Genomic DNA, 16,129 nt, shown 5'->3' with positions numbered 1-16,129 from the left:
AGCGGATCGAACGCAACAGGCTGGTTCTAGGATCGTGTGAATAATTGCCCCAGACACACTTTTTGAGACCTAAGCCCGGAAAGACGCCGCCGAAAGCAGCAAGCTATCATGCCGACGAAGCGGCATCACCGAAAGGCACGCCGACCGCCGCGCCCGATGCACCCTCGTCGCAAGCTGAAAAAGTACAGCGCCTTGAAGAGGCTGAGCCGCGCTATGCCTGGCGATGTACGATCTGCGGGCACATCGAATATGTTGAAGAGTTGCCCGACGACTTCATCTGCCCCATCTGCGGTGTTGGCAAGGAGTTCTTCGAGCGCATCGCGCTTTGAGTTCGGCCACACCGCACCACATCGACCCTACCGCAGCGCCCCACAAAAAAGGACCCCTCCGAAGAGGGGTCCTTGTCGGTGCAGCTCTGGAAGAACGAACCTCCGTGAGCGACTCCGAACAGCTCATGCGTACGCATACGCCTGAGCAGTGATGCGCTTTACGGCTGCTTCACGCCAGCAGCCTTCTCCTTGCCGAGGCCTTGGCCGCCGAACACGAAGAAGTACACGAACGGAAGAAGCATGGCGATCAACATGACCGGCAGAGCGAAGTCGGTCTTCGAGAAGCCGGGGATAGTCAGCGGCAGCACGATGCAGCCGATGAAATTGATCAGCACCACGAACAGCATGATGTAGAAGCGAGCATTGCCGTCGGTCTCGGACAGCGGGTTCTCTTCGGTCATCTTCTGCAGTTCGTCCATGGTCTTGCCACCAGTGTTCTTCACGAACAGCAGGGTGCAAACCAGACCCAGCACGAACGGGATCAACAGCACGAGCACAACCATGGACCAGTTGTTGCTCATGGTGCCATTGACATCATGCTGGAACATGGCCAGACCAGCGGCAGCGCCCAAAACGATGGAGGAGCCGGAACCACCGAAGCGAGCGAACGCCTGGCACCAAGAGGTACCGGTGTTACGCAGCGTGGTGGGATAGGACTCGGGCATCAGCGGCTGAACAGCCGTGATAGCGTAGTTCAGGCAGAAGCCGAACAGCAGCATCAGGAAGATGCAAGGCACGAAGTTGCCAGCAGCAGCGCCAGCCAGCGGTGCGCCGTTCACGGGAGCCTCGCCCGGGAACATAGGCACGAACACGGAGCAAGCGATGATGGCAACGATGCAGGCCACCCAGCCGATCCACAGTGCGCGCTTACGGCCGATAGCGTCAGAGATGAAGCCAACAACGATGTTGGAAGCGATAGCAGCAACGTTGTTCCACGTCTGCAGCGTCACGGACTCAGCAGCGGTGAAGCCGTTACCCTGGAACCACGTGGGGATCCAGGCGTTCATGCCATACACGCAGAACTGGCCGACGAAGTATGCGGACCAGATGGCGCAGGTAGCAACGATGAACTTGCTGGAGAACAGCACAGCCGGGCCGCTCTTGGCAGGCTTCGGCGGAACGATCAGCAGGTTGGGATCGAACTCAACGTCAACGTGACGCGTAGCAGCCACGATCTGGCTGAGGCGCTGGCAGGCCTTTTCCTTCTGGCCATGGTTGGCGTACCAGTGCGGCGTCTCATGCATGACGAAGAACAGGATGATGCCATACACGACCGGCAGAGCGCCGATCAGGTAGCATACACGCCAGTTCTCAACAGCCGTGGCGCCCGTGGCAAGGGTGATCTCGCCGTCGCACAGACCCGGGATGATCGGCACGGGGTTGCTGCAAACTGGAGCTGCAACAAGACCAGCGATAACCCAGCCCATGACCATGAAGGCCATGCCGAAGGTAACGAAGATGCCGCGCTGCTTGGAGGGCATGCTCTCGGAGAACACCGTGGTAACAACCGGGATGCAAGAACCCACGCCGAAGCCAGCGATCAGGCGGAACGCGCAGAAGAAGCCATAGTCGGGCGCGAATGCCTGAGGCAGCGTGAACAGACCATAGAAGATAACCGCGATGGTCAGCATCTTCTTACGGCCGATAGCGTCGGACATGATGCCGCCGACAGCACCGCCGAGCACCATGCCGAGCAGGCCCCACGTGGTCAGCGAGCCGGTCAGAGCGGCGATAGGCTGGCCAGAGGCGATCTCGTTGGCGAAGAACGTCGGCGCAACATACGTGTTGGTGGAATTAACGATCATGAAGTCGTAACCGTCAAAGATCATGGCGAATGCCAGAATGACGAACACGATCCACGTGTGGGCGGAAATGCCCGCGCGGTCGATGACCTCAGATACTGTGAACTCTTTACCGTCCATCAATACCCCCTAGATGAATGAATAAAAAAAGATTTGCGTCAAACCACAAGGATGACGCCTTGTGTTGCTAGGTTGTCCCTGCGCAGTAGCAAGATCGGGCTTGAGACGCATTCACGAGAGAGATTACGTGTGCCTCAAATATCTAGGGCTGTTGAGGTACCCGTAATGAGTGCTGCGGCCGGTGACCAAGCCTGCCGCCATCCTCCGAGACTTACGTCACAGCCGACAGAAACGACTGCGCGTAATCCTCCTTTCGCACTTCTTCTTCGTGATTTACGAACACGTGCGGTAATCCCCTGGATTACATCACGCAGTCGCAAATCACCCTGCGTAAAGGATATGTGATGGGATGATGGAGGTCAACATATTTCGACCACAATCCGAAACATTTTTCAGAGCATCCGCGCGTCGCTCAAACGCGCAAAATTGCTATAATGGTGGAGGTTACATGGTCGCGTGGCGCAGCGGGAGCGCAGGTGCCTTACAAGCACAAGGTCGCAGGTTCAAATCCTGCCGCGACCACCATAGAATGCGAACGGCTGCCACATGGGCAGCCGTTTTTCATGCTCAGCCTCTTGGCGCGCCCGCATCCGCGCCGCGCTCACACGCCTACACGTTATCCATCGGGCGGCCCTGCGGCTTCACCACCTGCACCAGCGGCGAGCCTTCCGCCTCCAGCCGCTGCACTTCCTCGTAGGTGTAGCCCTTGTTCTCGATGACCCGCTTCTTCAGGCGCTCCCACCACGTGGCGCCGCGCACCTCTTCGCATTCGGACTTGCCCTTCCATTCCTCTTTGATGAGGATGGCCACCAGCGCGATGACCGCCACGCGCAGCTTCGTCAGGTCGGGCACGTGTATCTCGTAGCACAGCCCCTTATCGCGGAACAGGCGCTCTTTTACGTGCACATCCTTCTTGTTATAGGTGGTCTTGGTCTCGCAGACGAAATCGAACGGCGGCTCGGCGGCCGAACCGTACAGATCCCACAGCATTCCCTCCACGTAGTAGTGCTTGTTGATCACATAGGTATGCAGGATATATTCGTAGCGCTCGAAGCGCAGGAAGTAGTTCAGGGTCAGATTGTCGGGCCGGATCAGCCCGTTCTCGCCGCCCATGCGCCCGATGACGGACACCTTGTCCTTCTCGCTCTTCCAGCCGTTCTTGCACTCGAAGCGGTAGAAGCGCTCGCCATCTTCGTACCACGTGTCGAAATCCTCGTGGCGCGCGATGGCGTCTTTTTGCAGGTAGACCTTGTTGAACTTCAAGGGAGCCCCTTTGCCGTTTACGGGAACATATCGCGTGTCACATTCTACAGGGAAACGAGGGCACTCACGTCGTAATATATGCGAATACGATACGCACGGGCGAAGGAGCCGACCATGACCACTTCACAGGGATCGACCGAAACTGCCGCAACGCTGCCCCAGGTTTCCACCATCAAGGGCGGCAGCGCGTTTTTGAACGGGCGCTTCGTGGACGCCGACATCCACGTGGACGGCGCTGCGTTCGCCGAGGAGGCGGGGGCCGCTGGCAGTGTGGTGGACGCGACGGGCTGCTATGTGATTCCCGGGCTGGTCGACCTGCACTTCCACGGCAGTGCGGGCGCCGACATCAGCGACGGCGACCTGGAAGGGCTGCACAAGATGGGCGCCTATGAGGCCTCCCGCGGCATCACTGCCATGTGCCCGGCCACTATGACGCTCTCCGAAGAGCAGCTGACCGCTGCGGCAGAGGCGGCGGCGGCTTACGTGCCTGCGAAAACCGAAGCCGACCTGGTGGGCATCAATATGGAAGGGCCGTTCATCTCGCCTTCCAAGGTGGGCGCGCAAAACCCCGAGTACGTGCGCAACCCGGGCGTGGACGAGTTCCGGCGCCTTCAAGCGGTGGCGGGCGGCCTGTTCAAGCTGGTGGACATCGCGCCGGAAGAACCCGGCGCCGATGCGTTCATCGAGGCGCTGGCCGATGAGGTGCGCATCTCCGTGGCGCACACCTGCACTGATTACGACACGGCTTCGCGCGCGTTCGATGCGGGTGCGAAGCACATCACGCACTTGTATAACGCCATGGACCCCATGCATCACCGCAAGCCGGGTCCCATTCCGGCCGCGGCCGAGCACGACAAGGTCACCGCCGAGATCATCGCGGACGGTGTGCATATTCACCCGGCCATGGTGCGCCTGGCGTTCAAGCTGTTCGGCGACGACCGCATGATCCTGGTCAGCGACACGCTGCGTGCGGCGGGCTTGGGCGATGGCGTGTATGACCTGGGCGGCCAAGACGTAACCGTACACGGATACGAAGCGCGCATCGACAACGGTGCGCTGGCCGGTTCGGTCAGCGACCTCATGCGGTGCTTCTATGTGGCAGTGCGCGAGATGGGCATTCCGCTGGAAAGCGCCGTGAAGGCTGCCAGCGCGAACCCGGCGCGGGCCCTGGGGCTGCAAGAGCGCTACGGCAGCCTTGATGCCGATCATGTCGCTGATGCGGTGCTGCTGGATAAGGACACGCTGGAGGTGCGGCAGGTCATTCTGCGCGGGCGCGCGATCCTGTGATCTGATTGTCTCTTGATCAAATTTGTTCAAGAGGAGGACAAAAAGATGATCTGCTCGTATGAACGCCCATCACCCGAGCATCCATCCGCTCTGCTCATCTAGCTGCATGAACGCTTGGTGCCCTTCCTATCGGTGGCAAGCACCATGAAGGTCGCGAGCGCCGATCCCACATATGGCGTTGGCCTTACGTGTGTCGCACAGCATCCGACGACATCATTTCTTCTTATAGATATCTCGTCGATGGCCGATCAAGAAGACTTCGATCAAAAGAACATCATCTTGGATACGACAAAGAATCCGATAATCGCCAACGCGATATCTCCACTCACCCGACCGATCGCCCACAAGAGCCTTCCCGAGGCGCCTGGGATCGTCGGTGCTTTCAAGGTTCTTGCCGATCCAAGAGGTGATGAGCGTGGCATCGAAGCGGTCCATCTTCTTCAGCTGCTTCAGTGCCCGCGCAGTGTATTGAACACGGTACCCCACTTACAGCCCTAGCTCTGCGAGCACCTGCTCGTGCGTGTATCGCACACCATCATCTTCGGCTATCGCCGCGCGCAGCGTAGCCAAATCTTCTTGATCCTCAATGCGCTCGAACACGGCATCGCGGATGAAGTCGGATATGCTCTTGCCTTCGAACTCGGCATACTTACGGACAAGCTGCGCATCAGCGTTATCCAGCCGCATGGTCATCGTGGTCATAGCATGCTCCTTAGAATGAATACATTGTATTCTAGCATGTATGAAGATTCCCGAGCCCCATCTTACTGTATTACACAAAATCGAAAGAACATCCCTTTTATTCCGAAGCCTTCAATGATCTTCGCAAGGACGTCTATCCTGAAACTGCGGTTCCCTTTGATCCCGAATCGCCAGCTCGCTTTTACTTTGAAATGGTAGGCGAAACAGCAAGCTCGCGGCCAATGCTCAAACCAAGATACAGCTCTTCGCTACGGTCGCTCTTTTGACACGGTGACCCCATAAAAAAAGGAGCGGCCGTGCGCCCGCTCCCCCAGAGTTCGATATGAAAGACGCTTACAGCTCGGGCAGCGAGGCGGCCGCTACCGACTGTCCCACGCGACGCATCTTCTCGTCGGGCAGCGTGACCGTGATCTGCGCATCCAGTTCGGGGTATTCCTCGGCTAGAATGCGGTTGCACTCGCTGATCAGCAGATCGCCACCGTCGCCGGACGCCACGCGCCCCAGCACCAGCAGCGTCTTGATCTTGTAGAACTGGCTGTACAGCACCAGCGTGTGCGCCAGATAGCACCCGATGGAACGGTAGATGTCAAGCGCTGCCTGGTCTCCTTCGTTCGCCAGTGCCTGCACCACCTTGAGCTTCTCGGCTGGCGAATCCTCCGGGTTCAAGATGATGTTGGCCGCCGGAGCCAGCTTGATCACCGCGTCTTGGCTGAAATACTTGCAGCCCACGCCGAAGTCGGTGGACCACTCGTCCTGCATGGCAGCAGGTGACAGGTCGACCGGCGCGAACGCCAGCTCGTTGATCCAGCCGAGCACGTTGCCCTCGGCGTTCACGTACCCGACCGCCTCCGACGTGCCCATGGCGATGCCCAAGATGGAGCCCTCGCCCGTGCTCATGAAACCGGCCAGCGCGGTCACGTCACCATCGTTGGCCACCACCAGCGGCACGTCGCCGATCTCGACACCAGCGCGGTCGTAGATGCTCTTCACCTCTTCGCGGCGCTCGCGCGGCACCTTGATGAACAGGCTTGCCACCATGGGGCTGTTGCCTACGAACGTGCCCGCCGACGACACGCCAATGGCATCCACGCGCGGCATCTTCGACGCCGCCGTCTTGAACGCCGTCACGATCTCGTCGAAGTGGTAGCTGGGGTCCTCGGTCACCTTCGGGAACCACACCACCTCTTCGGAATACACCGGATCGCCATCGATGACCGCCGACACTTTGCGGTCCGATCCGCCCGCGTCGAACCCGATGCGGCAGCCCTCCATATGTCCGCCGATCTGCTTGGCCGACTCGTTGGCCGCCGGGAAGTCAGCCTCGCTCACCGCCAGCACCTCGAGCGGCTTCTCGTACACATCACCCACGAAGCCGTAGTCGAATTTGCGCGCACCCGTAGGCGAATACATCTCGGCGATCTGCGCGGCAACGTCGTCGCAGCCGCATACGTACACGCGGAACCCGCCGATGCTCCACAGCTCGAACTTGATCAAACGCTCCACGTAGCGCAGGTTCGCCTCGGCGAACTCTGGCCCGCGAATGGCGCTCTCGCGCACCGAGATCAGACCGTCTTCGCGCTCCACCGCCACCTTGATAGGCGTGCTGGCGCCTTTCAGATACTCGCGCATCCACACGCCGAACGGGATGAAACCCTCGTCCAGCACGGGCACATTCTTGATCTCGTAGTCGATACCCAGATAGTTGCTCATCGCTCATCTCCTATGATCTCGGTCAGTAGCTGTTCGGTCATGCAGAGCGCTCGCGGAACGTGGAACGGCCCCTTGAACGTTGATCCCTTGGTGGACGGCATGGTGGGAAGCCCGTCGCGACGCAGATACCCGTACCATTCGCCGTATTCTGGATCGGCGAAATGCTCCCGGCAGTATTCCAGCGTGCGCACCAGCCAATCCGCGTAGTATTCGTCGCCGGTATCGCGGTAGGCCTTCGCCGCAGCGATCATGGTCTCGTTGTGCGGCCACCACAGCTTCATATCGTGCTCGTATGCCTCGGGCGGCAAGCCCTTCGCGTCGATGAAGTACAGCAGACCGCCGAACTCTTTGTCCCAGCCAGCCTCAATGGCCAGGCGGAAGATCTGCTCGGCTGTTTCGTGCAACTCCGCGTCGCCGCGGTAGTTGGCCTCGTCCATCATGAACCAGCTGCACTCGATGTCGTGCCCCGGATTCACCACGCGCCCCGCCGTGTACCACAGTTCAGGCTGGCCTTCCAGATTGACGCTTTCCAACGTGCAGCCCAGCTCGGGCCGGTAATGCTCGCCCACGATGCGCTGGGTGCATTCGCGCGCGTGCTGGTCGTATTCGGCAGTATGCGCCGGATCGACCCGCCGCATGATGCCGATGATGTTCAGGAAGATCATGGCATCGCCCAGCGCCCGCCCGCTACGCGTCTCGGCGATGGTCTTGGGCCCCATGCCGGTGGGGTCCTCGATCAGCCCGTTGTTCAGGTCGTAGATCAGCTGGTACGCGCGCCGCGCCCGCTCAAGGTGCACCGCTTCGCCCGTCACGCCGTAGTACTCGGCGTTGCCGATGCAGTAGAAACCCTCGGAGAAGTTGTAGCGGCGCTGGCGCAATGGCGCGCCCTCGGCGGTCACGGTGAAGTACAGCCGGTCGCCCGCCTCATGGTTCACACAGTGATCCTCCAGGAAATCAAGGCAGCTCTTCGCCGCCTCAAGCCATTCGGGCCGCGTGCCGTACACATGGCACAGGTAGCTGAACGTCCAGGCGCAGCGCCCCTGCATCCACACGCTCTTGTCGGTGGAATATACGTTGCCCTGCCGGTCGAGGCACGTGTACACGCCACCATTCACCGGGTCCATGCCGTGCTCCAGCCAAAAAGCCGTGCAGGTGTTCAGCTGGTCGCGAATCCAGTCGCGCCACTCGGTCAGCTGAGCGGTTCGCTCTGGCATCAAATCTACGGTCAAAATTGCCCCCTACCTTGGAAGAGTGGAAGCGGTGGGGCATGCATTTCTCCCGCCGCTGCGTATCGCGCCTATTGTACAATAGGCGACAACTTTTATCCGACACTGGGAAGGCAACAAAATGGCAAAACCTCGCTTCACGCTCACCTCATATGACCCCGTCTACGTTGTCTGTGAAGAGGTCCGCATCCCTGAGGACATCATTCGGCAAACCGCGCTACGCTGGTTGCAACTGAACGTGGCGAAGGAAGGCCAGCAGGCCAAGCTCACCGACAAGTGGATCGCCGAGCATACCGACGACTTCAAAACGGTGGATGAGCTGCTGATCTTCATCCGCTACAACATGTACAAGGACAACCGCGAGGTGCAGGAACTGGCCGACCAAGACGCCATCTGCCGCGAGCTTGCCACGCGCCTGGTGGAGGATATTCCCGAGGACGTTCTGGAAGAGGCCATCTACGCGGCGAACTACCGGCTGGAAGATATGATCATGCGCCAGGGCATGTCGGTGGAGCAGTTCGCCAAGCAGCGCGGCATCTCCGAAGAGCAGGTGTACGCCGACGTGCGCGAACGCACCATCGAAAGCCTGAAGGAAGATTCGGCGCTGGAGGCGTATGCGGCGCACGCGGGCATGACGCTTGAGGCCGAGGACTTCTACGCCATCATTCCGGGCGACAACATCCAGGAGAAGGCCGAGAAGCGCCGTCAGATCGAACTGGACGGGCGTCTGGCGCAAATGGAGGAATATGCGCTGAAGACCAAGGCGCTGAAAGAAGTCATGGAAAACGCTATGATCAAGCGCAAGAAGACCGACACGGAATGGCTGCGCTACGGCGATACCAGCGCTGACGTGCTGGATGCCAACAAGAAGTTCCCGGAGGCGTTCACCACCATCGGGTAGGAGGTTGGCGCCGTTGCGAAGGCGCCAAAGGAGCGCGTTCGCATCGAAGAGCCACGGTTCGCACCAAGACGAAAAGGCCCCGCGGGGCCTTTTCTTTTATCTTCGTGAGTAGCGGCGGGCGATGCGGAATGCGCGAAGGCCCACGCGAAAGCGACGCGCGGAGCGGGTGTCAAACAGAGCGGACTACTTGCGCGGCGCCGTCAGCGCGCGCAGCCTGCGGCGGGCGAGCACCGCCACAAGCGCTGCCACAACTCCCAGCAGTGCGAGCACGGCTGCCATAAGAGGCACGCTGTCGCCGGTTCGGGCAAGCGCGGTCTGGTCGTCGTCAGAAGCGTTGCCAGAGGCGCCGGGCGTAGCAGCAGGATGTTGAGTGGCGCCCGGAACATCAGGGTCGGCTGGATCGTCCGGTTGGCCTGCGTTGCCTGGATCATCAGGGTCATCCGGGTTGTTCGGACCGTCTGGGCCATCAGGATCGTCCGGATCGACGGGCGGCGTTGGCCCCTCTGCCACATACGTGTTCTTCACATTGAATCCGTCCACCTCGGTCTCGAAGTGCTCAAGGGGCTCTTCTTCCAAGACATAGTCGGTCTCGTAGTTGATGGGGCGCCCCTGCGCATCGTAGGCGGGCACCGTGAACGTGTAGAGCCACGCACCGCTGGCATCGGGGTAGACCGTCTGCTCGAAGGTGGGGCGCGTTGCAACGGAGCCGCCCGTGCCGCTCGAACCCGTTGTTGGCACCAGCCGCACCACGATGGAGCCCGGCATGGCCTCGCTCGCCGCTGTGGGCAACCCACGCGCGGTGTCCGCCAGATACTTGCCCGGCAGCTGCCCCGCCGCACTGATGGCGGCGCTCATGTCCCATGTTTTCTGGCCGCTGATCTGCACGTAGCGCTCGGTGGCTTCGTCGTTGAACGGCGCGCGCGAGGTGTGGCCGCCGAAGATCTGGCCATCGAGCTGCTTGTACCACTGCTCGTACCCATCAAGCGGGTGCTCCACCACGCGCCACAGCATGCCGGCCGGCAGATCGTTGAACACCGCCACCTGCCCATGGCTGAGCTGGATGGTGCCGCCGCCCGAATCGACCGCGCCCGCGATCTGAACGCCCGCATCGTCAAGCTCGGGCACCAAACCTGCCATGCGAGCCTGCCCGGTCAGCGTGTGCTCGTAGCGGTACAGCTCATACGTGAACGCGGTGCCCGACGGCCACGGCGCGCCCGCGGCATCGGTGAAGGAGAGGTCGTAGTTGAAGCGGGCCGCGCGGTCGTCGTCGGTGAGCTCGCCTTCCAAACGATGCACCGTCTCGCCCACATGGAGCGAGCCCACCTCGGATGCGGCCGCGTCGGCCACGTTGGTGAACGCCACCGGCGTCACGCGGCCTTCGCGCACGCTGCCCGTGAAGGAGATGGCATCGGCGGCGATCGTGGAGGATTGCTCAAGGTCAAGCTCGCGCACGCTGAACTGGATGCCCGGCTCAAGACCCGTGAACTGGGCGGTCTGCCCGTGGCGCAGCGCCACGAGAGTGGTACCGGGCGCGGCTTCAGCGAAGAGGGCGGCGCGGGCAGCATCACCAGAGAGCACGTCAGCAGCACTGGCGGCATCAGTCGTATCGTCCGCGGAAGAAGTCGCGCCCGTGGCCGCTATTGCAGTGATGCCGGATGCCGCCGAAGAGCGTGCGGCATCGCTCGCCTCGGCAGAGGTTGCGCCGCTCACCCCTGCAGAGGACACGCTGCTCGCAGAAGAGAACGCTTCGCTCGTCGTATCAGCGGACGCACGCGTATCCGCATCTGCTTCCACCCCGCCCGACGATGCGCCCGCAGGCGCTTCGCCATCTGAGCCAGCGGAGGCGCCTTCCTGCACCACCTGCGCGGACTGCGTCTGCTGGTCAACGCGTTCGCCCGCTTCGTCATACACCTCGAAGGGGTGCGGCCCTTCGATCAGCTGACCATCGCGGAAGAAGCTGACCTCGAAGGCGAAGGTCTGCTCGCGCTGCGCCTCGGTGAGCGCTGAGCCGTCGGCATTGCGCAGCGTCTTGCTGACCGACAAACCCGCCGGGTCGTAGATGTTCAGCAGGTCAACCTGGTTACCGCCCGCCACGATGGCGCCCACGGGACCGTCTGCACTGTGCGCGTAGTCGCGCTCTGTGGTCTGTTCAACGCGGTAGAGTGTGCCTTGAGGCAGCCGGTCGGTCTCCACCCACTGCCCGTGCACGAGCGTGATGTCGGTCTGCCCCGTGAAGGTGCCCGTTCGCACCGGCACGCCCGCGGCGAAATCCCACGCAACAGCGCGCGCAGCATCCTGCGAACTGGCGTGCGAGGCGGCCTGCGTTGCCGCTGCCGACGAATCGCGCGCGACCGGCGGCTCGTAGATGGTGTACGACACCGGCTGAGCGAACGGCGCGCCCGCGCTGGTGGTCAGCTCCACGTGGAACGTGAAACCCTTGGCCGCCTGATCGGCGGTGAGCGCTGAACCGTCGCGATTCTCCACCGTCATGGTGACGCGCAGCGGCTCGGCGCTCCTGCCGCCCACCGCTTCGTTCAGAGCTTCCTGGCTCAAGCTGCTCCATGCAAGCGTGATGGGCAGCGCGATGGCGCACACGATGCACAGCACGGCGAACGCGCACGCGCTCATGAAGACCACCCGCGCGGCCCGATATCGAGCGTGGTATGTCGTGATCGCTTGCGTCATCGTGTGCCGTTATCACAATCTCCTGGATTGGAAGCGCTCAACGCACCTTCGGTCCCCTCTATAAAGAAATACAACAAGGACGGCAGAAGATATCCACTCCTGCAGAGCTAGATCGCCACCCACATCATCGGACATACACCGACGCCGCCTCGGGTACAGTCTTTGTTCTCGTTCGCCCCGTTGTTATACGCAATAATCTCTAAATAGCCCCCTGATGCAGAGCGCGTCCAAATTGGACCCAGTTCGGTAGGAGGTATGGTGCTCGCTCCGGCCGTATACGGCCCTAAATCGCTCGGCTTACCCTGTTCGGGATGCAATGGCGGAATAGATGCACCAACAAAATCACCTATGCTCGGCAGGAAGATTTTGTCTTGCGATTCACCGTAGGTAACATGCCCATACCCCACATATGCTTCATAGGCTATATCGGTCACAATGGTCTTTGATTGCAATTCAATATCAAGAGATTCAAGGTATTCCCCATTCAAATAGGCTCTGAGAGAACTGCTTCCCCAATCTGGATACCCGCCGAAAGACATATCAGCCACCGGTTCTGCCGCCAAAATCAACACACGATCTTCTGATGCAACCGCACTGCGGGCAGTCGATCGCTGAAGCGCGATCTTGTAAAAGTTGCTTCCACCGATCGAAACAGCACTGGCACTGATATCTCCCGCCTCGTTGGCCTCCATAAGCGTAGGGCCGTTTCGAAGTTGCATTTTCCATGCCGACGATGCCACATTCAACAGGTTAAATGCATCGGCCGTGATGTCCTTAGTGCCTGCCTGATCGAAATAGTAGGCATCACTTGCTTGTTTCCATTCGCCCTCCGACACAAACTCGCCAATAGCGTGAATGCCGTAGTGGCACGATTGGCCCATCGAGGATTTCAGCTCAACGCCGTTCAACAACAGGCCCGTGGCCTCGCCTGGCTGAACCGGCTGCGCCCAATAAGCCCAGCCGTCGGTGTCGTAAACCCAATACGGACCCAACTTGCCACCAGCTTCTTTCCACTCAGCCATACTCATGACGGTGCCATCACCAGTAGCTTTTGCGGTGTGTGTTTCGGGCGAGGTAGTGATGTTGACACCCTCAACAGCTGCATCGCCTTCATCGATATCGTTTTCATCAGCGTCGTAGACAGCGCTTCCCTCAATAGTCTGCCCTTCGGCGTACTCAGTGTATTTGGCATAGCGACCGCCCTCGTCGTGGTAACTGCCGTTAATGTCGGCTTCCAACGAATCCTTGTTCTTGTTGAATGTGGGCATAAAGGTGGTCGTACCTCCCTGGACCCATGCGAAATACTGAGCATACGCGCTGTGCACATCGCCATAGTAGTGAACCGCCCATGCCTCCTTGTTGTCCAACGTGGCGCTTTCAGGAAAACGCGTTACATTCTTGTCGGCCGTCTCAGGCTGCCCGGCGCGCGGGCCGATCTCCAGGTATTCGCGCAGCTGCACGCGCGCGAAGATGGGAGCACCATCTCCTTCGCTGGTGAAATTCTCCACATAGATATCTTTGTTCTTTACGTCTTGCGTGAAGGAGAAATCGTCGTGCAGGCGGCCGCCCGCATTGGCCTCTATATGTAGCTCGTTCGTTGCCAGTTGGCTGAATGAGGTCCATGCGAAGGTGGAGGACAGCGCCAGAATGACCGCAAGCGCTGCTGCGCCTGCCACCTTCGCTTTAGTGTGCTTGCGCTTCTCAAGCGGCACTTGGGTTTGCATCGGTACTCCTTTCATATAAGGCGCACCTTGGCAACCGAAGAAGAGACAGAGATTTGGGCATGATGGTTTGCAACATACATGTTTTATCCTGAATTCTGGTTTGCAACATACCCAATTCGGTGACATTTTCAGTTTGTAAAATACGCATTTTGACCAGAAATATAGTTTGCAAAATACACTTTTAGGAGGTCAGCATGCTCAAACGAAAAGCCGAAGCGCTCTTTGAAGCATGGAAGGCCGATCGCACCAACGAAGCCCTCCTGGTCATGGGCGCGCGCCAAGTTGGGAAAACCTACCTGATTGACGAATTCGCACATCGCTCCTACGCGCACGTGGTGAAGTTCGATCTGGTCGACCAAGCCGACGTGCTTGCCGCCCTGAATAGCGCCACAACCTCACAAGAACTGTTCATGGCCATCTCGGCCTACGCAGGCGCCGACCTCATCCCGCATGAAACGGTCATCTTCATCGACGGGGTACAGGAATGCCGCGAGGCTCTCACCTTGATCAAATACTTGGTACAGCACACCGACTTCGACTACATCTTGTCCGGTTCACTGCTTGGGGTGGAGCTGGCTGACCTGCGCTCGGCTCCCGTGGGCTATCTGCGCATCGTAGAAATGTTCCCGCTTGATTTCCAGGAGTTCTGCTGGGCCAACGGCGTGGGCGATGACGCTTGGAGTGAGATGGAACACGCCTTCGCCGAACGTCGGCCAGTGCAGACCGCAGTGCACGAGCGCCTGCTCACGCTCTTCCACTGGTATTTGGTAGTGGGCGGCATGCCCCAACCCGTCAGCCACTTCATCAGCACGAACAACCTGGCAACCGTACACGCCCAACAAGAGAGCATCCTGGCGCTGTATCGCTTCGATATCTCAAAGTACGCCGAGCGCAACAAACGCCTGGTCATCAAAGAGATATTCGATCAGGTGCCCTCGCAGCTGGATTCCCAGACCAAGCGATTCAACTTCTCAGCGTTGGCGCCGCGCGGAACCTACGAGCGGTACCGCGACGACTTTCTGTGGCTGGTGGATGCTGGCGTCACCATCCCTGTGCGGAATGTGTCGGAGCCGAAACGCCCGTTGCGGCTGGCAGAGAATCGCAGTTTCTTCAAGCTCTTCCTGTGCGACGTGGGGCTGCTGTCTGCTGCGTGCGGTATGGATGTGGCGCGCGACCTGATGGCCGACGACTTCTCCGTGAACTTCGGTTCCATCTACGAGAACGCGGTGGCCCAAGAGCTACATGCGCACGGCGTGGGCGGGCATTTCTTCCGCAGCCGCAAGCAAGGCGAACTTGATTTCGTGGTGCAGTGGCATGGCGGCGTTTTGCCCATTGAGGTGAAATCCGGGAAGGATTACAAGCGCCACAGCGCACTGACCAATGTGTTGAGCACGCCGAACTATGGTATCAACGAAGCGCTCGTGCTGTGCGAGAAGAACCTGCACGTGATCGGCGAGATCGTGTATTGCCCTGTGTATATGGTGGCGCTGATCGGGGCAGATGTTGCATAAGCGCTTGGCGCTCTTCGCTCTGTCTTCTCTTCGGTTGTCAAGGTGCTTGGTTGGTTAGTTAACTAAGATCCCTAGCCTACGTTCACCCACATCGCAGGACGATAATCGCCCGTAGTCGATGAAGCGCCAGAATTAACATGGGATGCATTATTCACACTCGCTACATGAGAACTGCTATAACGCGGAGAGCGGAGCCACTGATAATTCGATATGGAATGGATAGAGGTAGGAACAATATCTCCGTCTACCGTGAATTCCTGCGGTGAACTGTACTCTCCCGCTGCCCCAAAAATATCAGCTTCGCTCAACAAGAACACATGATCAGAAGTAGTGATGAAATCTCCCTGACGATTAAACGTAGATGCGGTTGTTATTTCGGTCTGCACAACACGAGAGCGAATCTCTGTGGGAAGACTCTCGAAGTACTCACCGTTGAGATAGGATCGCATGTCGCTATCGCGCCAGATGTTGGTTGGACCAAAGGTTCTTATTCCGCCACCATACTGGTTCAGAAGAAGCACATCGCTTCCTACTTGGGCCAGCTTGTAGTACGACGCATCGCCTATCGTGACCAGAGACTGCGACACATTTCCCAGCGCATCAGCCTCATTTGCTGTAGGAGCTGCCGCGACTTTCGCACGCCAAACAAACGTAGCATCATCTAATGCTTGTGAAGCACGATCAAGCAGCGCGAAGGCGTCGGAAGTGATGGCTTTGGTAGCAGCCTGGTCCATGTAGTAGGAGCTGCCGTCTTGCTTCCACTCGCCATTGGAGACGAACTCACCAGTTGCATGGATGCCGTAGTACCAAGTGTCCCCCGTGGGAGCTTTGAGGTCTACGTTGTCGAGCAGAAGGCCGGTGGCTTCACC

General features: G+C 59.5%; 13 protein-coding genes and 1 tRNA gene. 5 read left to right on the top strand and 9 right to left on the bottom strand.

All coding sequences use genetic code 11. The features are described from left to right. Nucleotides 1–44: 44 nt before the first annotated feature. Nucleotides 45–329: a rubredoxin gene (locus NFR19_RS08585; RefSeq protein ID WP_251213380.1), complete on the top strand. Its 285-nt coding sequence runs from the start codon at nt 45–47 to the stop codon at nt 327–329. Nucleotides 330–487: 158 nt separating this feature from the next. On the opposite strand, the gene NFR19_RS08580 is transcribed toward NFR19_RS08585, so the two are convergent. Beyond that, nucleotides 488–2,251: an MFS transporter gene (locus NFR19_RS08580; RefSeq protein WP_251213379.1), complete on the bottom strand. Its 1,764-nt coding sequence runs from the start codon at nt 2,249–2,251 to the stop codon at nt 488–490. A 450-nt stretch (nt 2,252–2,701) separates the two neighbouring features. On the opposite strand from NFR19_RS08580, the gene NFR19_RS08575 reads away from it, so the two are divergent. Next, nucleotides 2,702–2,776: transfer RNA gene (locus NFR19_RS08575), tRNA-Val, on the top strand. Between the two features lie 84 nt (nt 2,777–2,860). Here NFR19_RS08575 and NFR19_RS08570 read toward each other — a convergent pair. Continuing rightward, entirely contained in the window at nt 2,861–3,514 is a 654-nt protein-coding gene (locus tag NFR19_RS08570; protein ID WP_251213378.1) for a hypothetical protein, read from the bottom strand. 114 nt (nt 3,515–3,628) lie between these two features. Here NFR19_RS08570 and nagA point away from each other — a divergent pair, with 114 nt between their 5' ends. Next, nucleotides 3,629–4,801 (top strand): N-acetylglucosamine-6-phosphate deacetylase, encoded by a 1,173-nt coding sequence (gene nagA / locus NFR19_RS08565; protein WP_251213377.1) that lies wholly within the window; start codon nt 3,629–3,631, stop codon nt 4,799–4,801. A gap of 213 nt (nt 4,802–5,014) precedes the next feature. Here nagA and NFR19_RS08560 read toward each other — a convergent pair whose 3' ends face one another. From NFR19_RS08560 to NFR19_RS08545, 4 genes are all read right to left on the bottom strand, one after another. After that, entirely contained in the window at nt 5,015–5,287 is a 273-nt protein-coding gene (locus NFR19_RS08560) for a type II toxin-antitoxin system RelE family toxin (protein WP_285813477.1), read from the bottom strand. Beyond that, a complete protein-coding gene (relB, locus tag NFR19_RS08555; RefSeq protein ID WP_251213375.1) occupies nt 5,288–5,503 on the bottom strand; it encodes a type II toxin-antitoxin system RelB family antitoxin in 216 nt (71 codons plus the stop codon). 333 nt (nt 5,504–5,836) lie between these two features. Continuing rightward, nucleotides 5,837–7,213 carry an ROK family protein gene (locus NFR19_RS08550; RefSeq protein ID WP_251213374.1) on the bottom strand — a complete coding sequence of 459 codons (1,377 nt, stop codon included), beginning with the start codon at nt 7,211–7,213 and terminating at the stop codon, nt 5,837–5,839. Beyond that, nucleotides 7,210–8,442 carry an AGE family epimerase/isomerase gene (locus tag NFR19_RS08545; RefSeq protein WP_251213373.1) on the bottom strand — a complete coding sequence of 411 codons (1,233 nt, stop codon included), beginning with the start codon at nt 8,440–8,442 and terminating at the stop codon, nt 7,210–7,212. Before NFR19_RS08545 ends, NFR19_RS08550 begins: the two co-directional genes overlap by 4 nt. A gap of 118 nt (nt 8,443–8,560) precedes the next feature. On the opposite strand from NFR19_RS08545, the gene NFR19_RS08540 reads away from it, so the two are divergent. Next, a complete protein-coding gene (locus tag NFR19_RS08540; protein WP_251213372.1) occupies nt 8,561–9,340 on the top strand; it encodes a trigger factor in 780 nt (259 codons plus the stop codon). A gap of 183 nt (nt 9,341–9,523) precedes the next feature. Here NFR19_RS08540 and NFR19_RS08535 read toward each other — a convergent pair whose 3' ends face one another. Further along, nucleotides 9,524–12,025 carry a DUF7601 domain-containing protein gene (locus NFR19_RS08535; RefSeq protein ID WP_251213371.1) on the bottom strand — a complete coding sequence of 834 codons (2,502 nt, stop codon included), beginning with the start codon at nt 12,023–12,025 and terminating at the stop codon, nt 9,524–9,526. A gap of 107 nt (nt 12,026–12,132) precedes the next feature. Next, nucleotides 12,133–13,749 carry a DUF6273 domain-containing protein gene (locus NFR19_RS08530; RefSeq protein ID WP_251213370.1) on the bottom strand — a complete coding sequence of 539 codons (1,617 nt, stop codon included), beginning with the start codon at nt 13,747–13,749 and terminating at the stop codon, nt 12,133–12,135. Nucleotides 13,750–13,943: 194 nt separating this feature from the next. On the opposite strand from NFR19_RS08530, the gene NFR19_RS08525 reads away from it, so the two are divergent. Then, complete coding sequence (locus NFR19_RS08525) at nt 13,944–15,260, top strand: ATP-binding protein (RefSeq protein WP_251213369.1); 1,317 nt, start codon at nt 13,944–13,946, stop codon at nt 15,258–15,260. A 71-nt stretch (nt 15,261–15,331) separates the two neighbouring features. Here the strand turns inward: NFR19_RS08525 and NFR19_RS08520 are convergent. Continuing rightward, on the bottom strand, nt 15,332–16,129 hold a 798-nt coding region (locus NFR19_RS08520), incomplete at its 5' end, for a DUF6273 domain-containing protein (RefSeq protein WP_251213368.1).

The sequence above is a fragment of the Adlercreutzia murintestinalis genome, assembly GCF_943192905.1.
Lineage (GTDB): Bacteria > Actinomycetota > Coriobacteriia > Coriobacteriales > Eggerthellaceae > Adlercreutzia_A > Adlercreutzia_A murintestinalis.
This window is presented reverse-complemented; position numbering and strand designations above follow the sequence as displayed.